Origin of the sequence: Bacillus sp. SRB_331 (assembly GCF_003264175.1) — a bacterium.
Classification (GTDB): domain Bacteria; phylum Bacillota; class Bacilli; order Bacillales; family Bacillaceae_G; genus Bacillus_A; species Bacillus_A mycoides.
Genome location: NZ_NADV01000021.1, coordinates 128,520 through 143,221, shown reverse-complemented (window position 1 = coordinate 143,221; position 14,702 = coordinate 128,520). Strand labels below are relative to the sequence as shown.

At 34.1% G+C, this 14,702-nt stretch carries 12 protein-coding genes; 9 read left to right on the top strand and 3 right to left on the bottom strand.

Features of this window, described 5'->3' with window-relative positions; all coding sequences use genetic code 11:
* Positions 1 to 68: 68 nt before the first annotated feature.
* From B5P42_RS14775 to B5P42_RS14765, 3 genes are all read left to right on the top strand, one after another.
* On the top strand, positions 69 to 1,886 hold the full coding sequence (locus tag B5P42_RS14775; protein WP_002065222.1) for an AAA family ATPase: 1,818 nt from the start codon (positions 69 to 71) through the stop codon (positions 1,884 to 1,886).
* Entirely contained in the window at positions 1,876 to 3,726 is a 1,851-nt protein-coding gene (locus B5P42_RS14770; protein ID WP_113734521.1) for a hypothetical protein, read from the top strand. Before B5P42_RS14775 ends, B5P42_RS14770 begins: the two co-directional genes overlap by 11 nt.
* Before the next feature lie 322 nt (positions 3,727 to 4,048).
* A complete protein-coding gene (locus B5P42_RS14765; protein ID WP_002085820.1) occupies positions 4,049 to 4,645 on the top strand; it encodes a hypothetical protein in 597 nt (198 codons plus the stop codon).
* A 101-nt stretch (positions 4,646 to 4,746) separates the two neighbouring features.
* Here the strand turns inward: B5P42_RS14765 and racA are convergent, their stop codons facing one another.
* Positions 4,747 to 5,289, bottom strand: a complete 543-nt coding sequence (racA, locus tag B5P42_RS14760) for a chromosome-anchoring protein RacA (protein WP_002012665.1) — start codon at positions 5,287 to 5,289, stop codon at positions 4,747 to 4,749.
* Positions 5,290 to 5,652: 363 nt separating this feature from the next.
* Between racA and B5P42_RS14755 the strand changes: the two genes are divergently transcribed.
* On the top strand, positions 5,653 to 7,008 hold the full coding sequence (locus B5P42_RS14755; protein WP_002127238.1) for a hemolysin family protein: 1,356 nt from the start codon (positions 5,653 to 5,655) through the stop codon (positions 7,006 to 7,008).
* Positions 7,009 to 7,152: 144 nt separating this feature from the next.
* Complete coding sequence (locus B5P42_RS14750; RefSeq protein WP_002085816.1) at positions 7,153 to 8,577, top strand: aldehyde dehydrogenase family protein; 1,425 nt, start codon at positions 7,153 to 7,155, stop codon at positions 8,575 to 8,577.
* Between the two features lie 120 nt (positions 8,578 to 8,697).
* Here B5P42_RS14750 and B5P42_RS14745 read toward each other — a convergent pair whose 3' ends face one another.
* Positions 8,698 to 9,090 carry a YueI family protein gene (locus B5P42_RS14745; RefSeq protein WP_002085811.1) on the bottom strand — a complete coding sequence of 131 codons (393 nt, stop codon included), beginning with the start codon at positions 9,088 to 9,090 and terminating at the stop codon, positions 8,698 to 8,700.
* Positions 9,091 to 9,343: 253 nt separating this feature from the next.
* On the opposite strand from B5P42_RS14745, the gene B5P42_RS14740 reads away from it, so the two are divergent.
* A complete protein-coding gene (locus B5P42_RS14740) occupies positions 9,344 to 10,462 on the top strand; it encodes a BA2291 family sporulation histidine kinase (RefSeq protein ID WP_002085809.1) in 1,119 nt (372 codons plus the stop codon).
* A 33-nt stretch (positions 10,463 to 10,495) separates the two neighbouring features.
* Here the strand turns inward: B5P42_RS14740 and B5P42_RS14735 are convergent, their stop codons facing one another.
* Positions 10,496 to 11,245, bottom strand: coding sequence for a DUF4397 domain-containing protein (locus B5P42_RS14735; protein WP_044441870.1), 750 nt, complete (start codon positions 11,243 to 11,245; stop codon positions 10,496 to 10,498).
* An 801-nt stretch (positions 11,246 to 12,046) separates the two neighbouring features.
* On the opposite strand from B5P42_RS14735, the gene B5P42_RS14730 reads away from it, so the two are divergent.
* Genes B5P42_RS14730 through B5P42_RS14720 form a run of 3 tightly spaced genes read left to right on the top strand, consistent with a single transcriptional unit; the run spans position 12,047 to position 14,699 of the window.
* Positions 12,047 to 13,357, top strand: a complete 1,311-nt coding sequence (locus B5P42_RS14730) for an aspartate aminotransferase family protein (protein WP_113734520.1) — start codon at positions 12,047 to 12,049, stop codon at positions 13,355 to 13,357.
* Entirely contained in the window at positions 13,354 to 14,052 is a 699-nt protein-coding gene (gene atoD / locus B5P42_RS14725; protein ID WP_002085805.1) for an acetate CoA-transferase subunit alpha, read from the top strand. Before B5P42_RS14730 ends, atoD begins: the two co-directional genes overlap by 4 nt.
* Positions 14,037 to 14,699: a CoA transferase subunit B gene (locus B5P42_RS14720; protein ID WP_002127246.1), complete on the top strand. Its 663-nt coding sequence runs from the start codon at positions 14,037 to 14,039 to the stop codon at positions 14,697 to 14,699. Before atoD ends, B5P42_RS14720 begins: the two co-directional genes overlap by 16 nt.
* The last annotated feature ends 3 nt before the right edge of the window (positions 14,700 to 14,702 follow it).

Below are 14,702 nucleotides of genomic sequence, written 5' to 3'. Positions count from 1 at the left end.
TTTTTATTTCTAGTTTTAGATTGTAGTTCATACAATAAGAATAGTATGAAAAAAAGAAGGTGACTACGTTGAAATTACATAAAGCTCTTCATCCAAGTTTTATAAAGCGAATGTATTATATGAGGTTTATTGGGAAGTTTGCAAAAGCTGAGGGAGAGAAGAATGGAGAAAATTTCTTTGTACAATGTCTTTCTTCAATACCTTTAACTTTACAAGAGTTATTTCCGACTGGAAAATATTTGTTTGAAGGATTATGCAGTAATAAAAAGAATGAAAAAATCTTTACTGATTTAAAGAAGCATAAATTAGAAAAGCAACTGGTTATGTTTCGTCTTTATTATGATCGTGGAAATTTATTTCTGGAATTAATATGCACAGAAGAGCCTCGGGAAATAGCATCTTCATATAAATTGATTCCTTCACCAAAGGTCTCAAATTATAAAAAGAGAGCGTCTTTGGAACGGAAGTTAAGCAACGGTTATTTATCATTTCTTATGCCTAAATTACCAAAAGACTTTGAGCCTCCAGAATTATTGTGGCATGAAGGAAGGCTATATGGAAATTTATCGTTAAAATCATCAATAAGTTCAATTTCATATTTTGAGCAAAGAAAAGAATGCAAATATATTGAAATAAACGATTGGATGAAACATGTAGAAATAGCAGTAGATGATCATTTATATTTTGTAAGTGAAAATGTGTATGACCAACTAAATAAACGAATTGCTGAAGAAGGTAAGTTAGTTGAAGTAGAAGATATTAAAATGCAAAAGGATGACTGGGAATGGGATGAGCGTGAATCCTCTTTTTTGCAGTATGTACAAAGTATGGTTCGTAATAAAGGGTTATATTTGGATGATACAGATATATATAATTTTCACATTAGTATTAAAACCAATATGTTAACAATTGTTGGTGGTATACCAGGTGTTGGGAAATCACGCTTTGTGCAAGCTTATGCAGAATCACTTGGGTTACGTTATGGGGAAGAATTAATTTGGATTCCGATTTCACCATCGTATCAAGAACCACATGATATTCTCGGTTACCTTCATCCGAATGGTAATTTTATTGAAAGTGAAACGAAGTTAGTTCGGACATTGTTAAAGGCTAAAGAAAATCCAAATCAATTGTATATAATTGTGTTCGATGAAATGAACATGTCACATATTGAGCATTGGTTTACTCCGTTTCTATCCGTTCTTCAACTTGAAAAGAAAAATCGTATTTTGAGTTTGTATGAGAAAGTACAAGAAATAGAAAATCAAATTCCACCTTCAGTGGAAATTGGTGAGAATATTATTTTCGTAGGCACTGTAAATTTTGATGAAACGACGAAAGAGCTTTCCGATCGATTATTAGATCGAACAAATTTGATTACATTACAAAAAATTCCGTTTTGCGAGATGAGTATAGAACATGAGAAAGTTGTTCAGCAACCTCCGCTGAAAGTAACAACGGGAGAATTTCGACTCAATTGGTTTAGGAATAAAGAGATGATCGAAGTGTATACTGAAGAGGAATTAGAGTTATTGGATAAGTTACATGATGTATTATCATCACACGATATATCAAAAGGAATTTCTTTCCGATGTGCAAGCGCAATTGCTACGTATTTGCAAAATATACCGTTCCAAAATAATCAGTCTTATATGATTAGCAGGGAAGAAGGTTTTGATTTGCAAATAAAGCAGCGTGTATTAACGAAATTAAGGGGGACAGAAATGACAGTGGGCCCTCTACTTTCTGAAGAAGCAAAAAGGGGAGCGACATTGATACCACTTTTACAGTCTCCGCTTGCAAATCGTGTATCTACATTTGAACATTCTTTAGCTTATATAAGACAAAAGCGTAGAGAACTGGAGCTGTATGGCTATGCAAAATGAGGAGCGTTATGAAACAGCAATCGTCGATACGAAAGAAACGCTCCCGTTTGTATTGAAGCTAATTATTGGTACTGAGGGGAAAGGCGATTTTATCCTTTTAAACCGGCTTTGTACGTCTACTACAGCATTAGTTCAATGTATTTATAAAGTACAGGAATTAAAACCACTGAAATTACATTTCCATTATCAAAATCCAATGGATATTACATTCATATGGAATAAAGTATATGAGGGACAAAAGAATATAAAAGAGTCACAATATGAATTAAATGAAAAAAAACAAAGAGTATTAGTGTATGAACATGGAAAAACTGAATTTTTTTATCCGTGGCGCTGTGGCTTATACCATTTTGAAGTGCGTATAGAAGATAAAACTTATTATGGTGCGTTTCAAGTGGTTCCTAAAAACTTTTTTGATGACCAATTTGAAATGATTCAAGATTATGTGAAGTCAATTTTAAACGAGTTAATTTTAGATAGAGGTTATTACAAGAAAACTTTCTCAGCACTTAGCGATATTGAAGATTCTTCTTATTTGGTATTGTTAAGAAAGTTGCCACAAAAAATGAAAAGAATAAAACAAATTTTTAAAAAAGTAGAATCGAATGCGGAATTTGTACACGAATATGAATGGGAAACGAAAGCGCGGAAGACAACGAGAAAAACTGCCATTATGACAGAAAGAAAGCTTTATGCGAAATATTACAACCGTAAATTTAAGGAGCAAAAAAATAGTATTGAAAATGCATTTCTTAAATTTAAAACGATGCAATTCTATTATTATTTACTTGAAGCAGAAATTTTTGTACGTAAAACTATTGAAATACTAGAAGGAGAAAAGAAGAAAAAGTCAGATGAATTTCAAGCTGTTAAAACAATTATGAAAACGATTGAACGAAATGGATCCGTGACGGATAGGGAAAAACAAAAATATAGAAATCTACATTTACTGAAAGAAGCAGATTTACGGAAAAGTTCTGTGAAAATACAAGAATATAAAATATTAGCTCATATCGTATATGAAAGTGTGCAATACTTTCGAAATTTATTATATTCTCCATTTTGGAGGGAAGTTTCTGAAACAGCTACCATTAATTCGAACACTTTATCTATACCGCATCAACAATTAATCCACCATTTAGAATTGTTACCGCAACATACGGAGCAATCCCCATCTTTATTATTCGTATATAAACCAACGTTTTTAGTGTATGAGTATTACGCTTTTTTTATCGTTATTTCTATATTAGAACAAATCGGATTTGAAGATAAGAATCCTATTCGTGAACAAATACAAGAACATTTTTATTTAGACGGATTACAAGATGGAACGACAGTGATTTTACATCGAGATGATATAAAAGTGCACGTCGCGTTTAATGATTTAATTGAAACACACCCTCTTATTGCACTAAGCAAAGGAAGTAATTTTTATAACGGAGAGGACACAAAGAAGCCGGATATTCGTTTAGATTGTTATGTAAAGGAAGAAGAGAAGTATGTATATAAATCTTCTATTATTATCGAAGTGAAATACAGCCCTATGTACAATATTTTTCAGCCTGTCGGTAATACGAAAGCAACGGAGCAAATGTATAAATACTGGTCTATTAAGTATGTAGAAGAACAGAATGGTAAACGAATTTTTAAGCGAAGAGCGATTTATGAAGTGATTTGTGTATATCCAGGTAGCCATATGCATAGTAAAAAAATTGAATCTGGATGTGGAGTGTTTTTACAACTATATCCATATAAAACGAAACAAGGAGAAGAGAAGTTGGCTGGGAAGCATGGGATGATTCAAATTTTTGAGAAATGGTTAAAAAGTAATAAAATGTAAAAGGAATCCTTTTTAATGAAGGATTTCTTTAGGTTAAGAAGAATTATATGCAGTACGGAAAGACACATTATACGGTTCGAACTTGATTTGATAGTGATTATCATTTTTTTATTAGAGTAATTGAATCTTGTTATGTTTGTAACAGTATGGGGAATTAAGGGGTTTTGCATGTGTATTAATGACTAATAAGTAGGAATTTAATTCATTTTGCAGAATATAATAAGACATAAATATTTTTAGTTGCATACGAAGATTTGTTCTTATATGATAGTAAGTGAAAGCGTTATCAAAAACAGAGCAGCGATGGGAAAGGCGGTTAAATATGTTCCAGCGTGTTCAAACAAAGGAAGAGCATTTTTGGTTCGAGCAACTGTGGGGAGATTTTTGTGAAGAAAGAAACTTAATGTTTGTAGAACGTAATTTAAATCCATCACGATTTTTATTAATAGAAGATGAACATCATATTGGTACAGTAGAATGTATTAAGTTTACAGTACCTGAACAATCAAATTCTGAGTTTTTCTATCCGTTTTCTAAAAATGATTTAGTGAAAGATTTGAAAAATGTGTATGAAATAGGAAAGTTAAGTATTGCGAAAACGTCTCGGGGGAGAGGACATTTCAAAAGGCTGGCAGCTATTTTATTTATGCATGCGTTAGAGACGAAAGCGGAATGGTATATTGCAGCAGTTACAAAAAGAATGTATATGTATTTACTTACACTCGGTTTTCCAATCGAACCGATAGATAGTCCATTCCAGTTTCATGATACTTTACAAGGTGTACCAGTGCGAATTCATGCTCGAAAAGGTGCTACACATCTGTATTCTTTGAAAGAATTCCGTGATATTATTCAAGGGAATGCTCATGCGCAGGCACTTATTGCAGAATACAGTAAAAATATTATGTTAACAAAATGAAAATATATGAATATGTATAGTATGAAGAAGAGTTACTTATTACGGGCATCTGTTTTCATACAAAAAGTAGACCCTTATTCTCAGAATAAGGGTCTAAAATATTATAGTCCAAATATACTAAAAATCATTTTACGACGCTTCGGTTTCTTTTCTCTTTCATATGTTGGTTTTGCATCAGGAGTAATGTATATTGGTTCTTCTTTTTTTAGGGCAGCTTCTAGTTTTTGAATTCGTTCTAACATTTCCTCTATTTCGCGGCGATGTTGTAAAAGTTGGTATGTAACGACATCATTTGCTTTATCTTGCATTTGTTCTTCCATTCGATCTAGTCTTCTCGTAATTGTGGTAAATTGAGCTGTTAATTGCTCAAAATCATTCGATGATGTGTTTTGAACAATTGTGTTTACTTGAGTTTTTAATTTTTCTACATCATTTGAAGATGGTTTTTGAGTAGTTTGAGAGTTTTGAGGCTGGTCCATTTGAGAGCGATGGTATTCTAACATTAGATCTAAATCACCTTGTGTGAAAATAAAATGACCATATTTATTTTTTTTAATCGTAAGATTTAATTGTTGTGCAATCCGGACAACAGCCTTTGGGCTAACACCTAATTTCTTTGCGATAAATGGTGTTTTATATTCCAAAATAATCCCTCCTATATATATCCTGTTGAATGATTTCTAGTTATGTAGCAAGTTCCCTTCAGGTGTGACAAAAGAAGTGTGGAATCGGCAAAGAAAGTGTTTTTTCACGAAGTTCAGCTGTTTAGCACATACTATTTATATAAATCATTTTTAGTTATCGGAAAATTGGGCTTATTATAGTTTGACGATAATAAGCTAATTAGATTATCATAATTATAAATATCTTTTTTATGTATGCATATAATATATAAAAAGGTGGTTACTAATGTAGAATTTTATTAGAGTATAAGAATGCTTACTTCACTTGAATAAATTTAAGTAGGAGGTGGCTTCCTTGCTTACACTGTAAGTAAGGAAAAGTATTTGGACATATATAGTATAAGTATAGTGATTGTTTTAATTGCCTTAACGGCATTTTTCGTTGCAGCAGAATTTGCAATTGTTAAAGTGAGGAGTTCACGAATTGACTATTTAATTGCAAAAGGAAATAATCGTGCAATATCTGTCAAAACAATCATTACAAACTTAGACGAATATTTATCAGCTTGTCAATTAGGAATAACTGTTACAGCTCTTGGGATTGGGTGGTCTGGTAAACCTGCGCTAAAGCACATGTTTGATGTGTTGTTTGCAAATTGGAACGTCCCTACTCAACTCGCAGACATTTTAGCTATAATTTTAGTATTTTTGTTTATCACATTTTTCCATGTGGTAGTAGGAGAGTTAGCTCCAAAAACATTTGCGATTCAAAAAGCAGAACAAGTGAGTTTCTTTGTTGCTAAGCCACTCATTTTGTTTTATCGTATTGCATTCCCATTCATTTGGATTTTAAATGGATCAGCTCGGTTAATTACAAAGTTTCTTGGGTTGAAACCACCAAAAGGGCATGATGAAGTGCATTCAGAAGAAGAATTGCGGTTGTTAGTTTCAGAAAGTTATAAAAATGGTGAGATTAATCAATCTGAATATAAGTATGTGAATAAAATATTTGAATTTGATGATCGTATTGCGAAAGAAATAATGGTACCACGAACAGAGATGAATATTTTAAATAAAGAAATGCCTGCTGAAGAGGCTTTACAAAAAATGTCTCATGAAAAATATACGAGGTATCCGGTTGTTGATGGTGATAAGGACCATGTAATAGGCTTTGTGAATTTTAAAGATATATTTACAGATTTTGTGAAGCACCGAGTTGTTAGTGAAAAGACAGTGGAGCAATATATTAGGCCAATTATTTTAGTTATTGAATCTATCCCGATTCATGATCTATTTTTAAAAATGCAAAGAGAAAGAACACATATCGCTATATTAATTGATGAATATGGTGGTACATCAGGTCTTGTAACCGTTGAAGATATTTTAGAAGAAATTGTAGGGGATATTCAAGATGAGTTCGATACTGATGAACAACCGGAAATCCAACAAGTTAGTGAGACGAAAACGATTTTAGAGGGAAAAGTACTTGTTAGTGAAGTGAACGCATTATTAGGTTTGACTATTGACGACGATGATGTCGATACGATTGGCGGTTGGATCCTAACAAAAAATATTGAGATTTCCGAGGGTGATACCATTGAGATTGAAAATTATAAATTTTGCGTAAAAAAATTAGATGGACACTATATTAAGAGATTAGAAGTAACGAAACCTTCAGAATCGATTGTTATTGTAGGAGATGAAAAAAAGATTTCGCTCCAAGAACAAATTAGTTCGTAAACTCTGCTTTGTAGCAGAGTTTTTTTGAGCAAAATGTTTTTTGGATGTATTAGGGCTATGATACAATTACACAAGTCAGACCTTTCACCAGGTGAAATAAATGAAATGTATTATTGTATACGTATATTCGGAAGGAGAACCACTATGAAAAAACATTTATATATAAATGGGGTATGGAAATCAGTAGAGACGTATAAACCATTGTATGCACCATATTCTGAAGAAACATTAGCGGAGATTGCGCAAGGTACAGAAGATGACGTTAAGGAAGCAATAGTTTCGGCCAAAAATGCAATGAAAGAAATGAAAAAATTATCCGCATACGACCGTGCAACTATTTTAGAAAAGGTTGCACAAAAAATGGATGAGAGAAGAGAAGAGTTTGCAGAGATTATCGCAAAAGAAGCTGCAAAACCAATTCGTGCTGCACGGGGAGAAGTAGATCGCACTGTTCAAACATATAAGTTTGCAGCTGAAGAAGCGAAGCGAATATATGGTGAGACGTTACCATTAGATGCTGCACCAGGAGCAGGTGGCCGTATAGCGTATACAATTCGACAACCAATCGGGGTTATTGGTGCTATTACACCGTTTAATTTTCCACTTAATTTAGTAGCACATAAGGTAGGCCCAGCAATTGCGGCTGGAAATACTATTGTGCTAAAGCCTGCCGACCAAACGCCACTTTCTTCGTATGCATTGGTAGAATTATTTGAAGAAGCTGGTTTACCAAAGGGAGCTTTCAATATAATTTCTGGACCTGGATCTGTTGTAGGTGAGGCATTAGTAAAAGATGAGAACGTTGCTAGTATTACTTTTACAGGAAGTCCGAAAGTAGGTATTGGAATTAAGGAAAAAGCCGGGTTGAAACGAGTGACGTTAGAATTAGGATCGAACGCTGCAGTAATTATTGATGAAGATGTTGAATTGACAGACGAAATAATTGAACGTGTAAAATGGGGCGCGTTTGTGAATAATGGACAAGTTTGTATTTCAGTACAACGTGTTTTTGTGCATGAACGCAAAATGGAAGAGTTTATTACAAAATTAACGAAAGCAATGGAAAACGTTGTAGTAGGAGACCCGCTTCATGAAGAAACAGATGTATCAGCACTTATTTCAAAAAAAGATGTAGAACGTATAAATTCATGGGTGGAAGAGGCAGTTAAGGAAGGAGCTAATGTTGTATACGGTGGTAACAAACGTGATGCAAGGATTTTTGAACCAACTGTATTAACAAATGTTCCAGATTATGTATCTGTTCAGTGCCAAGAAGTATTTGGTCCACTTATGACTGTAAATACATTTAAAGAATTTGATGAGGCTTTAGAACAAGTAAATAATTCACGTTATGGATTACAAGCAGGTGTATTTACAAACAATCTATGTAAGGCAATGCGTGCAATTGATGAATTAGAAGTCGGTGGTGTCATGATTAATGATATTCCAACGTTCAGAGTAGATCATATGCCTTATGGCGGTGTGAAAGAGAGTGGCACAGGCCGTGAAGGGATTAAATATGCAATAGAAGAAATGACAGAAATGAAATTAGTGTGTATTAAAAAATAAAGTAGATCGAGCTTAAACACCGCAATAAAAAACGAGCAGGAAATGTTTACGATTCCATACTCGTTTTTTATTGTTTGTTTTACGTTTCTCGGAACGATTTCATTTAATCAAGTGTACCTTTTACTTCATTTCTTGTTTGAAAATATCATCTTCGACATAAATATGTTCTTTATCTACAGCAGTGCTATGAGAGAGTACTAAACCGATTGGTGTTTCAGTACCTTTATTTTGAACAATTGTAAAAGGAATATTTTTTTCAGTTGCTAATTTAATGTATTTTGATAAATGTGGGTAAGCAATGCTTCCATTTAGGAATAGTTGTAATGATTGAGAAGAACGTATGTTACCCGTTACTTCTGTATACACATTACTTTGCATTACTTGACCGATTGTTAAAGCGATTTCTACACGCTCACGTAATGTAGTTAAGTACATATTACGTTCTTCTGGTTTGTTTTGCTTTTGGCCATATATGCCTTCTTGGAGATAGTCTTCCACATTTTTATTTACCATATTTTTCACACCTTTCACTTCTTATTGTACGCAAGAATTAAAAAGGATGCAAAAAAAAGTAGTTTTGAACAGGAAAATAATTTAAAAAATGAGAAGGGAAAGGGATATAGGAATACAACTTATTTAAATAAGAAAGGAAAAATAAATTTTATCAACAGAAATTAACAAAATGTGACAAAAATCTATTAACGAAATGTATTTTTTGTGTTAATATTCAAAATATAAAGGGTATTCGTCGTATGGAAATGGAGGAATGGAGGTTTTTCCAATCGATAAGGATATTAAAGAAGTATTTTGTTCGCACTTGAAAAACAACAGGCACCAATTCGTAGAGAACTGGAAAAACAAAATGATAATTTCCGAAAAAGATCCATTTAAACAAGAGGTAGTTCAAAATGGAGCGAATTTATTAGAGTTAATTATCGAACTTATTATGGAAGATAAAGACATTAATTATCTTCAGCCATTATGTGAGAAAATTGCCATTGAGCGTGCAGGGGCAGATGCGAATATTGGAGATTTTGTTTACAATGCAAATGTGGGAAGAAATGAACTTTTTGAAGCGATGTGCGAATTGGATGTAAGTGCTCGTGAACTGAAACCGATTATGGCCAAAATACATACTTGTTTTGACAAATTAATTTATTATACCGTTTTAAAATACTCAGAAATTATATCGAGAAATTTAGAAGAAAAACAGCAATATATAAATGAAACACATAAAGAAAGGCTTACGATTCTAGGGCAAATGTCGGCTAGTTTTGTGCATGAATTTCGTAATCCGCTAACTTCGATTATGGGATTTGTAAAGTTATTGAAGACAGATCACCCTAATCTATCGTATTTAGATATTATTTCACATGAATTAGATCAATTAAATTTTAGGATTTCGCAATTTTTACTTGTATCGAAAAAAGAAATGTGGAATGAATCTGAACGTTTTTTGGTAAATGACTTATTTCAAGATATTATACAATTCTTATATCCAAGTTTAGTTAATGCAAATGTTTTGATTGAAAAGAATTTGCCGTATCCTATTCCACTCGTTGGTTACCGGAGTGAAGTGAAGCAAGTAGTTTTAAATATTTTAATGAATTCGATTGATGCTCTTGAATCGGTGAAAGAAGAGCGGAAAATTATCATTGATGTATTTGAAGAGGATCAGGCTGTTCGCATTGTTATAAAAAATAATGGACCTATGATTCCAGCAGACAATGTAGAGACCATTTTTGAGCCATTTGTAACTACTAAAAAGCTAGGAACTGGTATTGGACTATTTGTATGTAAACAAATTGTAGAAAAACATAACGGATCCATATTGTGTCGTTCGGATAACGATTGGACAGAATTTCAAATTACGTTTCAAAAGTAAACAGTCTACACCATGCGAATGGTGTAGACTGTTTTAATTTGTAAGTATAACGGTCTCTAATTTTGGATCCGCAGTTGAATAACCAACTATTGAAATTGTGTAAATTGTATTTGGTTCAACGTTGAATTTTGGAATGGTTAATAGTACTTTTTTTGTATCAGCAAGTGAAACTTCAATATCTGCTGTACCAGGGCTAACTTGTAAAAAATCTGTTATTTGCTTAAAGAGTACATTTTCAAATAAATGATCCCCATCTTTTAAATTTACATTTACAACTGGAGTGTCTGGTGAAAAATGTGCAAACCGTATTTTTGCTTGACCAGATGGTAAATGAGTATTATCAAGAATGGGTTGTAATTGGAGATGATTATCGCTATTGACCGCTGCAAGGGTATAAGTGTGATTCCCCATTATTGGTACTAATGCTGAAAATATTGGAGTTTCGTTTCCGACAGGGACAATATCAATACGGTATTTACCTTGCACTAATGATAAATACGGACTGAATTGTTTAAAAGAAATATTTTTAATAACCTTTTGTCCGTTTATTATAATATCAACTGCTGGTGTATGGGGAGCTGTGTGGAAGATTCTCATATGTGACGGTAAAGTCGCTTCTTGTGAATCTCTCTTTTCATATGCTTGTACAAGTTTTGTAATTGCATCATAGTATTTCATATAGAGTTCTACATATCTTTTAGGATTGCTATATTGATAGTAACGAGCGAGCTGTTCGTAACGTGCAGCTTCTTGGCCGTATTTTTCAATTTCGGATTGAGTCATGAACATTCCTCCTTTATCATCATTACAAATATATGCGAAGCTAGAAAGAGGTTATGCAAAAAACTTGCCTTTCTAGAAGGAAAAGTTAAAATGGGGATTTTTTTATTTATAGGCAAACACACATACAAATCGATAATTGTCCTACATAAATTATAAAGGAAAGGTAGTTTGACTTTGATGGAAGGAGTGGAACCATTGGGATGGGGATATCCCCATAGTTATTGGGAATGAAGTTATGGAGGATTTGGTGCTATAGGCTGTGGGACGAATTATGGATTTGTATTATGAGTATTTCTATTAATTTTAGTGATGCGTTGGATAAGGTAATACCGATAAAAGAGCGTCGTGCCGAACTGATTAATGTGGTTAATCGGTTCTTTTTTTATTGTTCTAAACAGGTGGTACTATTTGTTAAGAAATAGTTACGATAAATGAGGCGAAGTAAAATGTCGAATTTTGTTTGAAAATATGCAATATAAAGTAGGATAATAGGAAGGAGAATAACGGGAGTTCCGTCGAAGTTTACACAATGTCAGCAATTGAGGGAAGTTGATATTATATTAAAAAAATATTCAATTTGCTGTTATCTTAAATCAGGAAGGGGTATTTAAGCGTACAGGTAAGGTTGGTCTTCATTTTAAGTTCTGAATTTTCTGTTTTTAAAATAATATTTAGCAGTCATTTGTATATTTTATAATAGTTTTTTGATAAATTCACTGCTTTTGCAGAGGATTCTTTTTTATGAAAGAAACGTCAATTTTCTTCATATACATATACAAATTGAAGAAATGGGGGAGCGCTATGCGCGATTACTTAATTAAACCACTTGTTGGTCAGCCGTATCCGATGATTTCACATGGAAAAGGTGTGTATTTGTATGATCAAAACGGAAATAAATATTTTGATGGTTCGTCTGGAGCGATTACGGCAGGTATTGGACATGGCGTAGCAGAGATAGCAGAAGTTATTAAAAAACAAGCAGAGGAGATCGCTTTCGTTTATAGATCACAGTTTACGAGTGAACCAGCTGAAAAATTAGCGAAGAAGTTAAGTGATTTATGTGTAGGAGATTTGAACTGGAGCTTTTTTGTGAATAGTGGTACGGAAGCAAATGAAACAGCTATGAAAATCGCAATTCAGCATTTTCAGGAGCGTGGCATTCAAGGGAAACATAAAATTTTGTCACGGTGGATGAGCTATCACGGGATTACAATGGGAGCTTTATCTATGTCTGGGCATCCACTGCGCAGACAACGTTTCGTTTCTATTTTGGAAGATTATCCGACTATTCCAGCTCCATACTGTTTTAGATGTCCTGTACAAAAGGTATATCCAACATGTCAACTTTCTTGTGCGACTGAACTAGAAAGAGCGATTGATCGAATTGGTGCAGAACATATTGCAGCTTTTATTGCTGAACCGATTATCGGAGCTGCTGGAGGAGCGGTTGTCCCGCCGAAAGAATACTATAAAGTAATTAAAGATATTTGTAATCATTACGATATATTATTTATTGCGGATGAAGTAATGACTGGACTTGGTCGTACTGGTGCATGGTTTGCGATGGAGCACTGGGGTGTAGAACCGGATATTATGACCCTTGGTAAGGGGCTAGGAGCGGGTTATACACCAATGGCAGCAACAGTTGTAAGTGACCGTGTTATGGAGCCAATTTTACGTGGATCACGTTCTGTAATGAGCGGGCATACGCTTAGTGCAAATCCATTGTCTGCAGCAACGGCTTTAGCTGTTATTGAATATATGGAGAAACATAATTTACCTGAAAAAACAGCAGAAAAGGGAGAGTATTTATTAAAAGGTTTGCAGAAAGTTCAGCAACAATCGACAATCATTGCCGATGTGCGTGGAAAAGGATTGCTAATTGGAATAGAATTGCAACCGTTTACAAAAGCGTCGGAGCTTATTTCAGTTGCTGCTAAAAATGGACTGCTCTTATACCAAGCTGTTTCAGGGCAAGCAGGAAAAGAGGATAGTGCACTGCTTGTTGCACCACCAATGACAACTACATATTCCGAGTTAGATGAATTACTTTCAATTTTTGTAAAGAGCGTGGAAGAGATGATGCAAAAAGGAGGGCATAGTATCGCATGACAACTATTACAAATACATTCGGTAAATTAAAAGAAATAGAGGAAGTAATTTCTTTGTTCCATGATGATATGACATTAATGTTTGGGGGATTTGGAGGAATCGGATCCCCTCCATCTTTAATTCAAGCTGTTTTAGATAAAGGCATTACAAATTTAAATTTAATAGGAAATGATACTGGATTTCCTGATGTAGGAATCGGTCGTCTTGTTACGAATGAAAGGGTTAAATCTTTAGTTACTTCTCATATTGGGTCAAATCCAAATGCGGGAAGACAATTAAATGAAGGAAGATTGCAAATTGAATTCTCTCCGCAAGGAACACTCGCAGAGCGTATTCGCGCTGGTGGTGTAGGGCTTGGTGGTATTTTAGTTGACGTTGGTGTTGATACGATTGTAGAAGAAGGAAAGCGTACAGTTGAAATGAATGGAAAGACATATTTAGTTGAAACAGCTTTAACGGCTGAAGTCGCAATTGTATATGCGAAAAAAGCGGATCCGTTTGGCAATCTTGTATTTGATAAAAGCGCTCGTAATATGAATCCACACGTAGCTATGGCTGGTGACATAACGATTGTAGAAGCAGAAGAAATTGTTCCACTTGGAAGTTTAGATCCAGAAGAAATTGTCGTCCCAGGTGTATTTGTAAATTATATCGTGCCATCGGAAGGAGTGAATTGGAAATGGGTATGGGCGTAGAAGTAAGAGATAAGATTGCAAGACGTGCAGCGAAAGAAATTCAGAATGGTATGCTTGTAAATTTAGGTATTGGAATTCCATCGCTTGTACCGAATCATTTGCCAGAAGATATGAATGTTATGTTTCATGCGGAAAACGGTATTGTTGGTATGGGACCAACGCCAAGTAAAGGGAATGAAGATGAGAATTTATGTAACGCAGCTGGTTTACCAACATCTCTTATTACAGGAGCAAGTTATTTTGATAGCTGCATGGCGTTTGGCATGATTCGAAAAGGATTACTTGATGTTACGATACTTGGTTCGTTACAAGTAAGTGAAAATGGTGATTTAGCGAACTGGATTGTACCAGGAAAACGCGTTCCAGGTATTGGAGGAGCGATGGATTTAGCGCAAAAAGCGAAGCGGGTCGTTGTTGTGATGAATCATGTTGATAAATACGGAAATGCAAAGATTGTTTCGGAATGTACATTGCCATTAACTTCGAAAAAATGTGTAGATTTAATTATTACAGACATGGCTGTCATGGAAGTGACCCAAAGAGGACTTGTCTTACAAGAATTAATGAGTCCATATACTGTAGAAGATGTAAAACGACATACGACAGCTGATTTTCATATAAGCTCAAATTTACTAGTAATTGAATGAGGG

Bases quoted from the DNA above. Each gene is read 5' to 3' on its own strand.
- B5P42_RS14745 (WP_002085811.1), bottom strand. From the start codon at position 9,090: ATGGTAAATAAAAATGTGGAAGACTATCTCCAAGAAGGCATATATGGC.
- B5P42_RS14770 (WP_113734521.1), top strand. From the start codon at position 1,876: ATGCAAAATGAGGAGCGTTATGAAACAGCAATCGTCGATACGAAAGAA.
- B5P42_RS14720 (WP_002127246.1), top strand. From the start codon at position 14,037: ATGGGTATGGGCGTAGAAGTAAGAGATAAGATTGCAAGACGTGCAGCG.
- B5P42_RS14735 (WP_044441870.1), bottom strand. From the start codon at position 11,245: ATGACTCAATCCGAAATTGAAAAATACGGCCAAGAAGCTGCACGTTAC.
- B5P42_RS14750 (WP_002085816.1), top strand. From the start codon at position 7,153: ATGAAAAAACATTTATATATAAATGGGGTATGGAAATCAGTAGAGACG.
- atoD (WP_002085805.1), top strand. From the start codon at position 13,354: ATGACAACTATTACAAATACATTCGGTAAATTAAAAGAAATAGAGGAA.
- B5P42_RS14730 (WP_113734520.1), top strand. From the start codon at position 12,047: ATGCGCGATTACTTAATTAAACCACTTGTTGGTCAGCCGTATCCGATG.
- B5P42_RS14740 (WP_002085809.1), top strand. From the start codon at position 9,344: ATGGAGGTTTTTCCAATCGATAAGGATATTAAAGAAGTATTTTGTTCG.
- B5P42_RS14765 (WP_002085820.1), top strand. From the start codon at position 4,049: ATGTTCCAGCGTGTTCAAACAAAGGAAGAGCATTTTTGGTTCGAGCAA.